This window comes from Pontibacter beigongshangensis, assembly GCF_014332515.1.
Classification (GTDB): domain Bacteria; phylum Bacteroidota; class Bacteroidia; order Cytophagales; family Hymenobacteraceae; genus Pontibacter; species Pontibacter beigongshangensis.
The window spans coordinates 63,465-80,337 of the sequence record NZ_VFSD01000011.1 but is presented as its reverse complement, the minus strand read 5'-3'; the positions used below and the strand labels follow the sequence as shown (position 1 = coordinate 80,337).

Below are 16,873 nucleotides of genomic sequence, written 5' to 3'. Positions count from 1 at the left end.
GAATTAGCACATCAGCACATTAAACCAATTATTCCAATGAAAAAGCCCCTCCGGAGGTTCTGCTGCTGCACCTGCTCAGGATCTTTTTTGAGAGCAAACTATGCTAATGCTCCTTTATCCAGGGGATAATGGATGCGAGCATGGGCACAAAGGCACTGCCGTGGGTGCCGCCTTCTATCGGGAAGAACTCCACCTGCTTTGCACCCCTTGCCCTGAATCCGTCGAAAGTGTCTTTTGAGTTTTGGAAAGGTACAATCTCATCGGCGGTGCCGTGGTAGAGGCGGGTGGGGCTCTGTGGGGTCCAGTTGGTGAGGCTGTTGTCCTGCAGTGCCTTTTTCAGGGTTTGCTCCCCGCTGGGCTGTAGCAGGCCCTGGTAAAAAGCGGGTGTGAATAGCTTCTGCGGGTCGCGGGGCAGTTCGCGGTTGATGCTGCCGCCGCTGTTGCTTCCGTTAAAAAGGCCCGGCAACTTAGTGGCATATGGCTCCTGAAACATGTCGGAAAGGGGGCGCTGCCAGTTGTTGGTGTGGTTGTAGGCCTGAAGTAGGTAGGCCAGGTAAGCAGGATAGGAGTAGTCTTTGCCAGAGGTAACATCATCGAGCATGGAGCTAAGGTCATAGCCGCCTGCTCCGGCTGCTGCTGCTGTAATCTTTAAGCTATGGGCAGGGTTGGTCTCTATCTCTTTCTGGGCCGCCAGCGTAACGTAGCCCCCTTCGGAGTAACCCACCAGAAACAGCTTTTCGCCGGCAGCAATTTGCTTTTCCTTGTAGAACTCTTTTGCAGCCTTTATCATATCTACTACGGCCATGGCAGAATGCTGCCGGTCGTAGTAAGGGTGAAACAGGTTTTTGGACTCTCCGAAACCAAGGTAATCCGGGATGAGGGTGATGTAGCCGGCTGAGGCGAAGAGTTCAAACCCCGAAAGACCGGAGAAGTGCGTGGGGGCCTCCCTGTGTGCGAAGATAGTACCGTGTTGCGCGCTCAGCACAGGGGCAGGAGTCATCATGCCATCCGGCACGCAGATCAGGCCCGACGCCTTTACCTCCTGGCCCTGGTAAGTGGTGTGGTACACTATCTTGTAAACGGATACGCCATATTTTACTTCGCTGAGGTAAGCCTCATAGCCTTGGGTCGGCACAAGTGTTTGCAGCGTTTTTAGCGGAACCGAAAGTAGCAGCGCAGAAGAAACATACCTTGCAGGCGTTTCAGTAATCACTGGCGTTGGTTCACTGTTGGAGCGATTGCAGCCTGTGAAGGAAACGAAGCTGCTTAACAGAAAGAGGTATAGTGCTAGTGTCTTTATCACGGTTTTTGAGGTCAGGATATGTGGTGTTGCTACAACACGCTGGGGTGAAGAAGAGTGCCATCAGTGCCGTGTTTCACCCAGATCAGCTATAGCCTGATTGCCCAGTAAACGGGCTTGCGCAACTCCTGCGTGTGCCGTATAAGGGCTGCTCTGACAGTTTGCAGCAGCAGCAGCTTTAATAAGCTCTGGAGGGGTGTTTTGATTAGAATAATTTATTTAATGTGCTACTTATACCTGCTGGTAAAAAGGAGGTTCCATGTTGTTCGCCGATTAGATAAAGAACCTGCAGGAGCTACCAGGCAGATGAGGTTGCCAGGTGCACCGATTCAGAAGAAATGCCAGTAGCCCTTGCCTTAGGCTCTCGCCCACAAGATCCTTGACAGGAGGACAACACGGGAGAGGGAGGGTGAACGTATGAAGCAACTAAATTCGATTTGGTATAATTTTCAAATTCCATAATCTGAAGAATTAGCACATCAGCACATTAAACCAATTATGCTAATGAAATGGCCCCTCCGGAGCTCATCTTGTAGGGAAAAGCAGGCTCGCACCAGCGCAAAATTCAGGGAATAGAATCCTCGTTTTTTCCTGCCAGATGAGCTCCAGAGGTATTCCCCACAGCTTCTGCTCCGCCTTTTAAAGTGTAATAAGACCAACATTAATCCACCTGAATCTCGCCGGCAGACCAGTATAAAGTCGTTTTGGCTTTGGCGTATTTGGCGCGGAGGGCATACAGCTTTAGCTGGGCTTCCATGTATTTTAACTCGCGGGCGTTTACCAGAAAAAGAGAGCTTTCGCCGCTTTCGAAACGGGTTAGCTCGCCCTGGTGCAATATCTCGGCATTGGCCACCATCTGTTCCTGCAGCCGTATCTGCTCCTCCAGCGATGCCCACTCATTAAACGCTGCCAACAGACCGTTTTCAACTTCCCGGGCTGTTTGTACCAACTCCATGCTGTTGAGCTGCTGTTTGGCTTTGGTGAGTTGCAGTTTGCCGCGTTCTTCGCGCAGAAACAGGGGCAGGCTGAAACTCATGCCCAGCTTGTAATTGGCGTTCATGTGCTGGCGATCAAACAGGTCGGTATTTCTGTAAAAGTCGTTCTGCAACACATTGTACTCCACATTTAGTTTAGGCTTGAGCTTATCGGCTGCAAATTGCTGCTCTATCTGCAGCTGCTCCCCCTTCAGGCTGAGCTTGCGCAGGTCGGGGTGGTTTGCCTTCGCTATTTCGAGCAGGTGGTTAAGCGAATCCTGTGGCAGCGAAGTCAGTTCGCTGCCGGTGAGGGCCGGCACAGTGTGCTCCTGCAGCTCCAGCGGCACTTCATTGTCGGCCCAAAGGTGTGTGGCGGCCATCAGGCGGGCATTGTTGTAGTTTAGCTGTGCCTGATGCAGCATTACCTGCCTGTTCTGCACTTCTGTTAGCGCCTCCACGGTGTCGATGGCGGCCAGGTCGCCTTCCTGCACCCGCGCCCGCACTGCCCTCAGCCTGAAATCGGCCAGCTCAAGCGACTCCTGAATCAGCTGCACCTCGCGGTAAAACTGCAGCCAGTCCCAGTAGTCTTTGGTTACCTGCAGCAGCAGCTTGTTTATGAGTTTTACGCGGTCGGCTTCCGCTATCTGCTGCATGAGGCGAGCCTGCCGCACGGTGGCGCGGCGGGCATCTATAAACAGCCCCTGCCCCAGCGGCACCGAAATGCCGGCAAAGCTCAGGCCGTCGGCAGGTGTGCTGTTTTCGGGGTTCAGGTAGTTGCCGGTGGTTTGGTCGTAGCCGGCCATCAGCTCAGGTCCGAACCACAGCGGCACCCGCAGGGCATTGTTCCAGAGCGTGTAGTACTCCTTGCCAGCAAACTCTTTTTTATAGAGCTTGCTGCTGACAACAGGGTCGAAGGCGCCACGGGCCATGCGCAGCTCCTGCCGTGCCTGCTCCGTGAGCAGGGCCGCCTGGCTGGCCACCGGGTGGTACTGGAGCACCAGCCGGTGGAAGTCCTGCAACGTAAGTACCTGCACCGAGTCCTGCGCCGGCTGCGCCAGGCTCCTGGCAGAGGCCGTCAGGAGCAGGAGCAGCACCGGGAGCCACCATACTTTAGGAGGGTTGTATGTCATAGCTGGCCTGTTAGTCATATTTTCCATCTGTGCCGGAAGGGTTCTTGCCTTGGCCGGCTGCTTCATCGCCATTATAATCTGGCGGGAAGCTGTTGAGCTGTCGCCACACTTCGTACCAGATCGGCACGGTGTTCAGCATCGCCCAGCCATAGACACCAGACCCTACCCGGAGCGCGTCCGGCCAGGGCTCCTGGTCGGGGTGAGGTATTACCAGCATGCGGTACCGCCCGTTCGTGCCCGTATTATCCAGCACCGCCACAATGCCGCCAAAGGTACCAAAGCTGGCGCCGGGCCAGCCGGAGAACACCAGGGCAGGCCAGCCTTCAAACTGCAGCCGGATGTCATCGCCTGGTTTAATCAGCGGCAGGTCGAGGGCATTTACATAGAGTTCTGCCGCCATCTGGGAGTTGTGCGGCATAATGGTGGCCAGTGGCTCGCCCTCTTTTATGGTTTCGCCTATACCGGCCTTTAATGTACGCACCAGGTTGCCATCCTGCGGTGCCACAATGTGGTAGTACTGGCTCCGGACCTGGGTGCTGCTCAGCTCGCTCTGCAGTTTAGATACCTCCGCCATCGTGCCGTAGAGGTAGGAGCGGGTGGAGCTCAGCTCGGCCTCTGCTTTGGCAATTTTATCGGCATACTCTGCCTGCAGGGAGTTTAGCTCTGTGCGGGCGTTTTGCAGTTCGGCCCGCGATGCATCTAATTTATTTATGGCCGAAAGTAGCTTGGCCTGCGACTCCTGCAGCTTTAGCCGCCGTGCTTCCAGTTCGGTGAGCGATTTCAGGCCCTGGTTGTAGAGGTTTTCCTGGCGGGCGAACTGCGCCTCGGCAATGGCCAGGTCGGTGCGTTGCGCCACCACCTCCATGCTGTCGCTCTGCAGTTTCAGACGTGTTTGCTCTACCTTGTTCCGGCCTTTCTGCAGGCTGAAAACCAAGCCCTCGCGGAGCGCTTTTATCTGCTCCTGCATGGCCCGCATCTTTGCTTCGGTGGCGGAGGCGGCATCGCGCTTGGCATCTGTCTGCTCACCCAGGCGGGTAATCAGGTTTGGGTCCATGTACTTTTCTTTTATCTCTGAGATGCTCACAATGGTGTCGCCCTTTTTTACGAAGGCTCCTTCCATAATATGCCACTTTTCTATGCGGCCGGCTATGGTCGCCTGCACGGTTTGGGGCCTGTCCTGGGGCGTGAGAGCCGTTAAAATACCCTCAGAGCGGATGTTCTGGGTCCAGGGCAGAAAGAGGGTCAGGACTATGATGGTGAATATGATGCCGATCCAGTAGGTGAGTATCCGGCCCTGGCGCGGTGTCTTCACCTGCGACATGGCGCTCAGGTGCTCATACTCAGCATGATGCTTATCTGCTTTTGCTTCTGTGGCCATGGTTTAATAGGTTACGTCGGTGAGTTCTTTTAAAATATCGAGTTTGCGCATCTCCTCAAAGCTTCCTGATGCTACCAGCTTTCCGTCCTGCATGAGCAGCGTGCGGTCGCAAAGCTGCATCACATCTTTATCGTTAGATACCATGATAATGGTCCAGTCGAACTCGCTGCTGGTAAGCAGGCGGAGGAAGTGAATTTTGTCGGCCTTTGGCATGCCTACCCAGAAGTCGTCGATGATGAGTAGCCGTGGGCGCTGCACCACACTGCGGGCCATCACAATTTTGCGGGCCACGCTGCCCGGAAGCCGCAGACTACCTCCTGTGAGGTTGGATTGTAGGCCCTCTGGCAGCGAGTGCACAAAAGGCGTAAGGCCGGAGAGTTCAATAGACCATAGCACATCTGCCAGTGGCAGGTCGCGGCCCAGGGTAATGTTCTCGAGCAGCGTGCCGTCAAAAACCTGCTCTTTAGACATGTTGTCGCCTATCAGGCTGCGCAGGTTGCCAATATGCAGGTCGCGCAACGACACATTGTTGTAGGCGATGCTGCCTTCGTAGCTGGGGTAGAGGCCCAGTATAAGGTTTACCAGCGTACTTTTGCCGGAACTGTTGTAGCCGGAAAGGCAGATATGCTCCGATGACCTTACTTCCAGGCTGATGTTGTCGAGCACGTTCTTGTCGGAATAAGGGAACTGGTAGACAAGGTTCTTTACCTGGAGGCTAAAGCCGCCTCTCAGGGGCATCTCGCTTATTTTAATTCCTTTCGGCTCTTCTAAAGGCAGGTCGGTTACCTGGCCCAACTTATCGAGGCTTGTGAGTACGTCGTATACCGTATCCAGCTTAATGATAATTTTCTCTACTGCCGTCATAATCAAAATGATCACGATCTCGGAGGCGACGAACTGCCCTATGTTGATCTCCCGCTGCACCACCAGTATGCAGCCCAGTATCAGCAGGCCGCCGGTAATAAAAGTCTTGAAGCCCACAAAGCTGAAGTACTGGGTCATGAGCACGCTGAAGTGCTGCTTCCGGACCTTCAGGTAACTGTTTACATAGTCGTTGGTGCGCTCCATGGGCAGGTTGGTGTGGCCCACCAGTTTAAAGGTGCTCATGGAGCGCGCCAGTTCTTCGAGCCATGCAGCCGTTTTGAACTTGTACTTAGATTCTACAATGCTGGTCTCCACACCTCTGTCGCCAGTCCACCAGATAATGCCGACCAGGGCGATAATCAGGATAAAGCCCAGAAAGATGAAGTAAGGGTGGTAGAGCGACAGCAGGATCAGCCCGAAAACGATCTGGATAACAGCCGTTGAAAAATCGGTCAGGATTTTGGCGATACCCTTCTGCAGGGTTACCACATCGAAAAACCGGTTGATGAGTTCCGGGGGGTAATACTTGTAAAGGGCCTCAGACTTGATGCGCGGAATGCGGTAGGCAAAGTCGAAGGCCGTGCGGGCAAACAGCCGCTGCTGCATAAACTCCACCATCCAGAGCTGCATTACCTGCAGGCCACCCACAAGCAGCAGAGCCACCACAATAAGCCCGATCAGCACCACCACCGACACCGAGATCTGCCCGCTCGATACAAAGCCGATAATGCTCTGAATGCCCAGTGGCAGCGAAAGACTGATAAGCCCTGCTGCCATGGCGTACACGTAGAGGTAAATGATTTCTTTCTTTTCCAGTGATAAAAGGTCCAGAAAGCGCCTCATTGGCCTGATGCCTTTATTTTTACTGCTCATGTTATGCTGTTGTGTTAGGCCGTGTTGGTTCTATGGCAGAGAATACGAGGTGAGTCAGAAAAGCCGTGGTTTCTCCTTTCAGATGTTTCGTATCGCCGATCTCGGTGAGTGATGGCAGGTGCTGCGCAAAAAACACCTGCTGGTGCGCTGCCTCCAGCACTGTGCTCATGAGCGCATGCGGATACGGATAATCGGGGTTAATGTCTTGTGCCATACGAGCCAACCGGTTGCAGAGGTGCTTGAATTCCATAAAATATCCTTCTTTGTTCTCCGAGTCTACTTCTTTGGTGTGGTACACTTTAGTCGATTCAGCCATCACAATCCGGTAGAGTCTGCTTTCATCCATATAGTCTGCCACCGGGTCGCCTGCTTTGCCGGCTGTGGTAAGCGCGGCTATGGCCCGGGTGAGGCGCTCGCGTGGGTCGTCTATGTTTTGTATCCGGAATGTGACGCTATAGTCGAGCCAGGCCCAGTAGCACGACACCAGGTATACCAGCAGTTTGTGCTTGTTCTCGAAATATCGGTACACCGAGGCCTCCGCAGAATCGATCTCCGCTGCCAGTTTCCTGAACGTGAAGTGCTCAAACCCCAGTTCATCTATCAGCCTGACACTCTCGCTTATGATTTTCCGGCCCAGCTCCGTGCCTTCCGGCTCCCGAAGGTAGGACTTGTGTATTAACCTGATATTAATGCTGGTTGTTATCATCATGTCTGGCTGAAAAGCGATTTCTTTATTATTAACAAAATTAATAAAGGTATTGTTTGTAATAGTATTAATATCTAAAAGGTTTCAGGTACTATCAAAAAAATGTTTGATGAATTTTTATGTCAACAAATCGTATATAGTTGCTATGAGTATTATACAGTTTTACTTTTCCGATAGCTAACAGCACAGCCGCCATGACAACCATAACTGAAATTGCCCCGGATATTTACAGGATCAGCGCCTTTGTGCCGGAATACAACATGCAGTTTAACCACTTCCTGATTAAAGATGAGGAGCCCATGCTCTACCACACCGGCATGCGTATGATGTTCCCACTGCTGAAGGAGGCAGTGGCCAGGTTAATGAATCCAGACCAGTTGCGGTGGGTCGGCTTCAGCCACTTTGAGGTCGATGAGTGTGGCTCTCTGAACGATTGGCTGGAACTAGCCCCCCATGCACAGGCTGTATGCAGCGAAACCGGTGCTTTGGTAAATATGGGTGATTTTGCCATCCGGCCAGCCAGAGGCCTGCGCAGAGCCGACGTGCTGGAAACGGGCCGCTATCGGTACAGGTTGATACCTACTCCACATTTGCCGCATGGCTGGGATGCCGGCGTGCTTTTCGAAGAAGAGACGAAAACGCTTTTCTGCTCCGACCTTTTTCACCAGGATGGTAACGGCGTGGCTTTAACCGAACACGATATTCTGGGAGAAGTGCGTGCCTCGCTGCGTGCCGGGCAATCTTCTCCTTTGCCAGATTATATGCCGTATACCTATAAAACGAAAATGATGCTTGCGGAACTGGCCAGCCTGCAACCCAGTACCCTGGCCATTATGCATGGCTCCTCTTTTAAGGGCCATTGCAGCCAGGCCTTGCTGGACCTGGATGGCATTATGAAAGAAGAGCTTGGGGAAGAAGGAAGGGGGGCAAAGCGATGATGTGCTATACCGAGTCGGCAGGCAAAACGCAGCAGATGCCAAAAAGATGCATTACCTTTGTAACCTGCCGCTGCCCCTGGTACTATACGAGAGGCGGGAGCCACGCATAAACACCGTCACCATGAAGTTTGAAGATTACCGCATCTCTGATGAAATAAAGAAAAGCCTGAGCAAACTGGGCTTTCTGAAGCCAACCGACATACAGTACAAGGCCATTCCGCCTATTATGAAAGGCGAGGACGTGCTGGCCATTGCCCAGACAGGCACCGGCAAAACGGCTGCGTTTGCCATACCGGTACTCGATATGCTGCAGTACGCTAAAAACAGAAAACGCGAGGATGGGATAAAGTGCGTGGTGATGGTGCCCACACGGGAGCTGGCCCTGCAGATAACAGAGGTGTTTCAGCAGATAGGCCGGCACACGCGGGTAGAAACGTTCTGCGTATTTGGCGGGGTGGAGCAGGGGCCACAGATCCAGAAACTGGAAGATGGCATTGATATACTCGTGGCCACACCCGGCCGCCTCTTCGACCTGGTGAGCCAGGGCTATATCAGGCTGCACCGCGTGGAGGTGCTGGTGCTCGATGAGGCCGACCACATGCTGGACCTCGGCTTTATCAAAGACATCCGTCAGCTGATCACCAAACTGCCGCGCAAGCGCCAGACGCTGTTCTTCTCGGCCACCATCAACGAAACCATAAAAGAGCTGGCCTACTCGCTGGTAAACAAGCCGGTACGCATCCAGATATCGCCCAAAGACCCGGTGGCTAAAAACGTGGACCACTCTGTGATGTATGTGGAGATGGACGACAAGCGCTTTTTCCTGGAGCGGGTGGTAAAGGAGAACCCCGACAAGAAGATACTGGTGTTTGTGCGCACCAAAGTGCGGGCCGAGCGGGTACTCAAAGCCATGGAGCGGGTAGAGATAAAGAGCATGACCATTCACGGCGACAAGGAGCAGAAGGACCGCCAGGACGCCATGAAGCAGTTCAAGAAAGGCGATGTGAAGCTGCTGATCGCCACCGATGTGAGTGCGCGCGGCATCGACATTCCGAACGTGGATTACGTGGTGAACTACGACCTGCCGGAGCAGCCCGAGAGCTACGTGCACCGCGTGGGCCGCACCGGCCGCGGTACCCAGAAGGGCATTGCCGTTACCTTCTGCAGCCCCGAAGAAAAACCCATCTTGGACGAGATACAGACCTACCTCACCAAAGACATTAAAGTGCTGCAGATAGACCGCGAAGACTACGAAGCCACCATCGACTTCAGCCCCGCCGCCACCTACGACTGGAAAGCCCTGATGAAAGAGGCGGAGGAGAAGGAGACGCAGGCCAAAATAGAAAAGTCTAAGCGAGCCAAGAAAAAGGCCAAGGGCAAGAAGAAGTAGCCTCAGGCCTTGCCTTGCCGGGCAGCCAGCTAAGCAGCAGCAGCAGCAGAAAATTGCTCAGAAGGGCCTTTTCTATTCGAATAATTGCCGATTGATATACCAAATCGCATTTAGTTGCTTCCATACTCCTGTCCTGCCTCTCCCATGTTGTACTCCTGTCAAGGATCTTGTGGGCGAGAGCCTAAGGCAAGGGGTGCTGGCGTTTTTACTGAATCGCTGCACCTGGCCAACCTCATCTGCCCTGTAGCTGCGGTAGGTTTTCTCTGATCAGCCTAAGCCATAGGGAACAACAAAGTACGGGATGGTGGTATCACCAGGCAATTATTCAAATGAAATCAGGACTTTCTGTATGGCTGCGCCTCCTGGTACTGCTGCGGCACATCAATCCCAGGTACGCTAAGCTCTAGACTTTCCGCGATTTCTCCAGTAGCCGCTCAATCCAGAAGATCAGGAACAGGGCGATGAGGTTTACCCCGATAAATTTTAGCCCGGTTTCGGAGCCGATGCTGAACTGGAATGAGGAGAGGGCCAGTCGGAACTTCACCGTCCAGGAGCCCGCCATGTCGAGCCCCAGGCCCAGTCGCAGGCCCGACACATACTGGAAGCTGTAAGCCCCGAAAGAAAAATAGACCACCTGCAGCACCTGGTTTATGAGAGACAGGATGAGCCCCCGCCTGAGCTGCCGCCAGAGGATAATACCACACAGGATAGAAAACACATAGAGCCCGCCCGCAAACAAGGAGAGGCGCAATACCGGAACCGTAAGCACAAGCTCGCCCCGAAACAGCACCCACAGCGTGAGCGCAATTCCTGCCAGGCCGCCCAAAACCTGGTATAGGGCCAGCCCCTTATGCTGGTTGTTTAGTGTATAGCGCAAGAGTGTAGTGGTTTAAGTAAAAAAACGGCAGAGCCATTTGCTGTTTAAACAGCAAAGCTGAGGCAAATGTAAAGAAAACCGGTCAGAGATGCGCAGAAAGCTTTATTTGTTGGTGCTGTTTACGCCTGGAGGTGGACCCAAAAGCAGCTTGTGATAGATCAATTCTTTTAAGCTGTAGCCTGAAGGAACATTTGGTGCGAGCGGCAAGCGCGCACCAGCGACCTGCTTTTCCCTACAAGATGAGCTCCGGAGGGGCTTTTTCATTTAAATAATCGCTGTTCCGCAACATGCTATAAATCCTTTTTGCCCTTTAATCGCCGGCAACTGAGGCAGATAAGGCTCTCATGTCTTATTTAGGGATCATCAGCCCAGGCCTCGCAGGATCTGCGCAAGCTGCGTAGCTTGAGCTGGCCCCACCAGATTATTCGAATGCATTTGCCCCTCCGGAGGCTCTGCTACTCCTGCTGCTGCTGATCCGGATTTTATGCGACAGCTGTATTTTGATTGTATCAGGTGTGCCTCCTCTGCGTCATATCCTGCTGCCAGACCTGTTGCCTTAGATCTTACCTTCTGCCTGCAGCTGTTTCACTATCTTTTCTGCCACTTGTTTGCCCAGTTCCTGCCCCATTGCCATCGACTCCTCCATAATCTGGGGCATGGTGCTGATGGTCTTTTTGCCAAGCGGTGTCTGGTAAAATTTTATCAGCTCCTTTATCTCTTCATGCGTGTAATGCTTGTCGTAAATAGGGGCAATGTTGGTGATGATGAGCTCGGCATTAAACTGCTTCTGAAACTCCGTGAAAAACTCCTCCGGGATGCTGGGGTTGCTGTTTCGGAGCCCCTGCATGCTCGAGCCCAGCGCCTGAATGCCCAGATCTGCAGCTCCTGTTAAGGCAAGCAGCCTTTTAATGTCTTTAGTTTTAGCGGTGTCCTGGGCAAAAGCGCTGCAGGTTAGCACTAGCGCCACCAGTATAATAAATAATGATTTCATGAAAAGTAGGTAAAATATGGATTGCTGTAACCTCGCCTCGCCGCCGGAAACTGGTGCTGAAGCAGGATCAAATTAACATAAATTTCAGAAGACTCATATTTTTATTTTGACCAGCGTAGCGGCAGCCAGACTTTGCCGTAACCATACCCAACCTCCAGTACCTGCACCTGCCCCTGCTCGTCTATGGCTACGCTGCAGGGGAAGGTGAGGCCGGTGGCGATGGCCTCGATGGTGTTGTCGGTAGGCAAGGCAATATCAGCGGGTTGTACGGTTCTGGTAGAAGTGCGGGTGGCTCCCTGCCCACCGCCCGAAGAGGAGGAGAGGCGGTAGCAGTTCCCGAGCCAAACGGAGCAAAGCGACAGGAGCAGAACGCTCTGAAATCTGATTTGCATAAGACAAACGAAAAGTATAACTTATACCACTGTTATTACCGTACGCCAGCACTTTTTAACGTTAACTTGCATCAGCATCTTACATCTGCTACCCCTGTTCCCGGCCCAAAACGCAACCTCTTGGAAGCTGCTGTCTGGGTGGCGGGCATTGCTGCGCTGGCCCTTACTGACCCGGAGGCAAAGCACCTGTTCAGCTTTTGCCCGGTAAGCTGGGTCTGGGAGGGCGGCTGCCCTGGTTGCGGACTCGGGCATGCTATCGGCTTTTTGTTCAGAGGCATGCTTGCGGCTTCGTGGCAGGCGCACCCACTGGGCGTTCCGGCATTGCTGCTGCTGCTCTGGCGCGTTTTTGTGCTGTTTAAGAATTACCTGTTCCTGCGATCTTTCCATCTTACACATAAAATAAAATTATGAATATTCTGAACCTGATGCCGGAGCTGGAGCCCGACGAAATGGCCTTTATACAGGGCATCACCCGAAACATGACCGAGGAGCAGCTAAAGCAGTTCGTCGTAATCTACCGCTCACGGCGAAAAGAGCCGATGCTGATTCTGGCTACCACACTGGTTGGATTTTTTGGGGTGGCAGGTATACAACGTTTCCTGGTTGGCCAGATTGGGATGGGCGTACTCTACTTCTTTACCGCCGGCCTCTGCTTTGTAGGCACTATCGTAGATTTGGTAAATTACAAGCGCCTGGCCTTTGAATTCAATATTAAAGAGGCCCAGATGGTGCAGGCCATGATGGGAGCATACCCTCCTATGAGATAGCTTTTAGAAAGTTAGAAAGGTCCGAGAGTTAGAAGCTTGAAAAGTTAGAAAGTTGTGGGGGTAACAGGATTGTGTTCAATTTGAAGATGATTCGATTTAAAGGTATCCGGCCAAAGCAGGCTCAAAAACAGCAGATGCAAAAGAGCGGCAGACGCAAAAAAAAAAAACCGCTGGGCGTAGCTTCCGACCACGCCCTTTCTGTACCAATTAGACTCTAACTACCTTTGCTTTGCAGAAGCAACAGTTAGGGATGGCACGATTTTTAGAATTTATACCTGCCCTTACAGCATTTTTCGCTGCTTCAGGCAGCGAGGTTAGTCAGAGACTAACCAATATAAAAAGGGCGTATTCAGAAACTACGCCCAACACAGGAAAATGAATGTGCTGTTGTAATAATTATTAAGTCTCGAAATTTGAAGACGAGAAGATTATGAGCTGATTTACAGAAGATTAATTTAGGAATCAATCAACTCTTCACTCTTAACTCCTAAAATGGTCTTATGTCCTTTTCAGCAGCAGCAGCAGAACCCATAGCAGGGCCATTTCCATTAGAATAATTTAAAAAATTTTATTCTCTCATTCACTCATTCTCTCATTCATTCATTCACCACCTACCGCATCCGCACAAAGTTGGTGCGGTAGCTTTGGCTGTGGCCGTTTACCTGCAGCAGAAAGAGCCCGGCTGGCAGGTTGGCGATGTGGACGCGTATTTCTCCGGAGCGGTGGAGGGGCTGCTGGCTTATCAGCCTGCCGGTGGCGTCGTAGATGATGGCGGAGGTGGGGGCAAAAGGCAGGTCTGAAACGAGCAGGTAATCTTTGCTGGCCGGGTTTGGGTAAACCACAGGTGTGGCCAACTGCTCTGTCGGCGAGGCCAGGGCCATGTTTCGCTCCATTTTCAGCACCACATCCGGAAGCCAGCGGTTAGGATCAACTTCTATGCCTGTTACTTCTCCTGCTACCTCCAGCACATATTCCTTTCGTTGCTCGTCGTGCGGCAGTTTTACCAGTTGGTTGCCTGCTGTGGTCCTGATCAAATACTCTACATCGAGGTTGAAAAATGGGGTAACCGGCGAGCTGCCAGTCTGCTCGGAGGCCAGCAGCAGTTGGTCGCCGAGCTGGTTCCACTCCACGGAGAACTGCGGGTGGCCTTCGCCTGTGTACCACTGCTCAAAAAAGTAATCCAGATCCATGTCGGCTGTTTCTTCGAGTACGCGTTGCAGGTCGGCGGTGGTGGCTGCGGTGTCGCGGTACTGTGCCTGGTAGTTTTGCAGCGCCTGAAAGAAGAGGGCATCGTTGTTGAAGACATAGCGCAGCAGGTGTACCACGGCAGCACTTTTCTTATAGGTGAGCCTGTAGTTGAAAATGCGGCTTACATTGGTGGTGTCGGGCACGAAAATGCTGCCGCCCGGCTGCTGCACCACTACAGTATGGGCATCCTGCATCCAGCTGGCCGCAGCAGGCGCGTTGAACTGCTGCAGTGCCAGGTATTCGGCATAGGAGGCAAAGCCTTCGTTCAGCCAGATATCCTGCCAGGAGGCGCAGGTTACATTGTTGCCAAACCACTGGTGCGCCAGTTCGTGGGCGGTAAGGGTAAAGGTGAAGGTGCTTTGGGTAGTCATGGTCTGGTGTTCCATGCCACCGCCCATCGGCGCCATGCTGTGCCCGTATTTTTCGGAGGCGAAGGGGTAAAGGGTAAACAGCCCCGAAAAATATTCCATAAAAGGAGCCGTAAGGTCTATCTGCGGTTTGAGCGTTTCTAAAGCACCTCCCCGGTACACATAATTTAAGATAGGAACAGGAGCAGCAGCCCCAGCCGGGTTAGCATAGATCAGATATTCCTCATAGTTAGAAACAGCCACCGAAATCAGGTAATAAGCGATCGGGTACTTCGATTTCCATTCGTGGCGCCTGCGGCCATCCGGTAATTCTACCACCTTGGTCAGCAGCCCGTTGGAGCCGACCTTGTTGTCGGCGCTGGTGGTGACGAACACATGCACGGAGTCGGCTTTGTCGGTAAGCACCTGTTTTACGGGCCACCACTCATAGGCCGCGTAAGGTTCGCTCAGGCTCCAGGTTACCTGGTTGCCCCAGGCTGGCTCGGTGGCCGACGTAAAGCCGCTGCCAATGGCGGCGTTGCCTACTGGGGCGTTACCATTATAATAAACCGTGGCCGTTAGTTTGTCGGGTTGGGTGAGGGGAGTAGCCAGCTTAACAGAAACATCGCCAGCGGTGCGGCTGATGGTGGCTTGCTTTACTCCATTTACTATGACCGAGTCGATCTGGTAGGCCGGGTGCAGCTCAAAGGCGAAGGTATCGAGGCGGGTGCTGGTGAGATGGGCGATAGTGGTTACATGGCCTGTTATGCCGGTCGTGTTCCGTTCCAGTTCCAGGTCCAGTTTGTAGAAACTGACATTGTACTGGTTCATGCGCTGCACATGCGCTGGTGCAGCAATGGCTTTTCGCTCCAGCAAACCAATACGGCCGAGGGAGCAGATCTCAGTTTCCTGGGCCGTGGCTGGCAGGAAGCAGGTAAGGAGAAGGAACAGCAGCGGGAGCAGGTAGTGCTTTTTCATATGCGGCCAATAGCTTTTTAGAATATATCCTCATTTTCAACTTATACGCTGGTTCAGGCAAAAGCTGCCTGAATTATTTGAATGAAAACAGGCCTTCAGAGTTGCTGCTGCTGCTCTGCTGCAATGCCGCTACAGCAGGGCCTTCAGTATAATAGTGCGTAGCAGCAGTGTGTCCGAAATAGTCGAGAAAGTACCTGTCTTTCCCCGAACTTTTATTTTCTGGATTGTAGCTTTTTGTGCTACTTTAGGGATCATACAAAAGGCAGACTTTCTATGGCAGCACTCCGGATAAGCGAAATTTATATTTACCCGATCAAGTCGCTCGGGGGCATCAGTTTGCAACAGGCGCAGGTAGAGGAGCGAGGTTTCCGGCACGACCGGCGCTGGATGCTGATAGATGCCGCTAACAACTTCCTGACGCAGCGGCAGCATGCCCACATGGCGCTGCTTCAGGTGGCGCTGCAGCCAGACGGCCTGGAGGTGCGCCATAAGCATGGGTTGCTGGGGCCTTTGTTCGTGCCTTTCGGGCAAACGGAGGGTCCTGAGCTGCAGGTCCGCATCTGGGACGATACCTGCACTGCCCTGGAAGTAAGCCCTGCCATAAGCGCCTGGTTTGCAGAAGCGCTGCAGATGCCGGCCAGGCTGGTGTACATGCCTCCCACCTCCGAGCGCAAAGTAGACCCGACCTATGCGCAGCAAGACGAGATCGTAGGCTTCGCCGACGGTTACCCTTTCCTGCTGATCGGGCAGGCCTCGCTCGATGACCTGAACAGCCGGCTGCAAGCCCCAGTGCCCATGAACAGGTTCCGGCCAAACCTGGTATTTACGGGCGGCGCACCATTTGCAGAAGACAGTTTCGGGCATTTCCAGGTCAGCCAGACACGCTTTAGGGCGGCAAAGCCCTGTGGCCGCTGCGTGGTTACCACCATCGATCAGGGATCCGGCCAGAAAGGTGCCGAACCGCTGAAAACCTTATCCACTTACCGGCTTGTTAACAACAAGGTCATGTTCGGGCAGAACCTGGTGCACGACGGAGCGGGCCAGTTGCAGGTAGGGGATGAGCTGGTGGTGCAGGAGTGGAGACCTTAGCCTTTTTAGTAAGTGACAATTATTCTAACCCAGGTTGTGCGGTAGAGAGCCTTTCTGACTTTGTCCCTTTGTCATCCAGATGGGATCTTGTGAGCGAGAGCCTAAAGCAATGGCTACTGGCTAAGGAGTTTATTTAGCATAGTCGCCTTTATGCTTTGACAGCTGCAGCAACTTGTTTTATGGCCCGTGTCTTTGTTCTTTGTCTTGATACAGAAAGAACCAAAAAAATCAAGACGATTTTGTTTGTCGGGGCCCCTTCCCCCACTCGCTGAACGCTCTTTGCAGAGGGCCCCTACCCCCAACAAAAAAACGTCAATCGGTGCACCTGGCAACTGTATCTGCCTCATAGTTACCCGCCGCAATACATAATTTGGGGCTGCTACAGCACAAACGAATTATTCTAATGAAAAAGGCCCTCCGGAGCCTTTCCCGCTGCTCCTGCTGCTCCTTTGCCAGGCTCTTTCAGGACCAGGCACCGCACGAGGCGCGGCACCCAAAACTGGCTCCACTCGAGCAACAACACGCCCTTAAAAACCGGCTATTTAAATTGATGTAGTATTTATGCATACCATATTTTGTATTTATGCATACTTTTATTAATTTGTCTCTGCAGCTTTGGCTGCACCCCATG

At 52.9% G+C, this 16,873-nt stretch carries 15 protein-coding genes; 6 read left to right on the top strand and 9 right to left on the bottom strand.

Annotated features, from left to right (window positions below):
- Nucleotides 1-103 precede the first annotated feature (103 nt).
- The 5 genes from FJM74_RS10600 to FJM74_RS10580 all read right to left on the bottom strand — a co-directional run bounded on the left by FJM74_RS10600 (nucleotide 104) and on the right by FJM74_RS10580 (nucleotide 7,228).
- Complete coding sequence (locus FJM74_RS10600; RefSeq protein ID WP_317175550.1) at nucleotides 104-1,213, bottom strand: alpha/beta fold hydrolase; 1,110 nt, start codon at nucleotides 1,211-1,213, stop codon at nucleotides 104-106.
- A 748-nt stretch (nucleotides 1,214-1,961) separates the two neighbouring features.
- A complete protein-coding gene (locus FJM74_RS10595) occupies nucleotides 1,962-3,404 on the bottom strand; it encodes a TolC family protein (protein WP_187262573.1) in 1,443 nt (480 codons plus the stop codon).
- A gap of 10 nt (nucleotides 3,405-3,414) precedes the next feature.
- Nucleotides 3,415-4,782 (bottom strand): HlyD family secretion protein, encoded by a 1,368-nt coding sequence (locus FJM74_RS10590; protein WP_187262572.1) that lies wholly within the window; start codon nucleotides 4,780-4,782, stop codon nucleotides 3,415-3,417.
- A gap of 3 nt (nucleotides 4,783-4,785) precedes the next feature.
- On the bottom strand, nucleotides 4,786-6,519 hold the full coding sequence (locus FJM74_RS10585) for a peptidase domain-containing ABC transporter (protein WP_241739064.1): 1,734 nt from the start codon (nucleotides 6,517-6,519) through the stop codon (nucleotides 4,786-4,788).
- Between the two features lies 1 nt (nucleotide 6,520).
- The gene (locus FJM74_RS10580; protein WP_241739062.1) at nucleotides 6,521-7,228 is read right to left on the bottom strand and encodes a TetR/AcrR family transcriptional regulator; all 708 of its coding nucleotides are present in this window, start codon (nucleotides 7,226-7,228) and stop codon (nucleotides 6,521-6,523) included.
- 191 nt (nucleotides 7,229-7,419) lie between these two features.
- On the opposite strand from FJM74_RS10580, the gene FJM74_RS10575 reads away from it, so the two are divergent.
- The gene (locus tag FJM74_RS10575) at nucleotides 7,420-8,163 is read left to right on the top strand and encodes an oxygen-binding di-iron domain-containing protein (RefSeq protein ID WP_187262571.1); all 744 of its coding nucleotides are present in this window, start codon (nucleotides 7,420-7,422) and stop codon (nucleotides 8,161-8,163) included.
- 121 nt (nucleotides 8,164-8,284) lie between these two features.
- Nucleotides 8,285-9,553, top strand: coding sequence for a DEAD/DEAH box helicase (locus tag FJM74_RS10570; RefSeq protein ID WP_187262649.1), 1,269 nt, complete (start codon nucleotides 8,285-8,287; stop codon nucleotides 9,551-9,553).
- Between the two features lie 403 nt (nucleotides 9,554-9,956).
- Here the strand turns inward: FJM74_RS10570 and FJM74_RS10565 are convergent, their stop codons facing one another.
- The 3 genes from FJM74_RS10565 to FJM74_RS10555 form a co-directional block, all read right to left on the bottom strand.
- A complete protein-coding gene (locus FJM74_RS10565; RefSeq protein ID WP_187262570.1) occupies nucleotides 9,957-10,430 on the bottom strand; it encodes a hypothetical protein in 474 nt (157 codons plus the stop codon).
- 556 nt (nucleotides 10,431-10,986) lie between these two features.
- Nucleotides 10,987-11,421 carry a DUF2059 domain-containing protein gene (locus tag FJM74_RS10560; RefSeq protein WP_187262569.1) on the bottom strand — a complete coding sequence of 145 codons (435 nt, stop codon included), beginning with the start codon at nucleotides 11,419-11,421 and terminating at the stop codon, nucleotides 10,987-10,989.
- Nucleotides 11,422-11,522: 101 nt separating this feature from the next.
- Entirely contained in the window at nucleotides 11,523-11,813 is a 291-nt protein-coding gene (locus FJM74_RS10555; RefSeq protein WP_187262568.1) for a hypothetical protein, read from the bottom strand.
- 66 nt (nucleotides 11,814-11,879) lie between these two features.
- On the opposite strand from FJM74_RS10555, the gene FJM74_RS10550 reads away from it, so the two are divergent.
- A complete protein-coding gene (locus tag FJM74_RS10550; protein WP_187262567.1) occupies nucleotides 11,880-12,224 on the top strand; it encodes a DUF2752 domain-containing protein in 345 nt (114 codons plus the stop codon).
- Nucleotides 12,221-12,580 carry a TM2 domain-containing protein gene (locus FJM74_RS10545; RefSeq protein WP_194349981.1) on the top strand — a complete coding sequence of 120 codons (360 nt, stop codon included), beginning with the start codon at nucleotides 12,221-12,223 and terminating at the stop codon, nucleotides 12,578-12,580. Before FJM74_RS10550 ends, FJM74_RS10545 begins: the two co-directional genes overlap by 4 nt.
- A gap of 611 nt (nucleotides 12,581-13,191) precedes the next feature.
- Here FJM74_RS10545 and FJM74_RS10540 read toward each other — a convergent pair.
- A complete protein-coding gene (locus FJM74_RS10540) occupies nucleotides 13,192-15,153 on the bottom strand; it encodes a M1 family aminopeptidase (protein ID WP_187262566.1) in 1,962 nt (653 codons plus the stop codon).
- 273 nt (nucleotides 15,154-15,426) lie between these two features.
- On the opposite strand from FJM74_RS10540, the gene FJM74_RS10535 reads away from it, so the two are divergent.
- On the top strand, nucleotides 15,427-16,242 hold the full coding sequence (locus FJM74_RS10535) for an MOSC domain-containing protein (protein WP_187262565.1): 816 nt from the start codon (nucleotides 15,427-15,429) through the stop codon (nucleotides 16,240-16,242).
- A gap of 403 nt (nucleotides 16,243-16,645) precedes the next feature.
- Nucleotides 16,646-16,798 carry a hypothetical protein gene (locus FJM74_RS10530; protein WP_187262564.1) on the top strand — a complete coding sequence of 51 codons (153 nt, stop codon included), beginning with the start codon at nucleotides 16,646-16,648 and terminating at the stop codon, nucleotides 16,796-16,798.
- Nucleotides 16,799-16,873 lie beyond the last annotated feature (75 nt).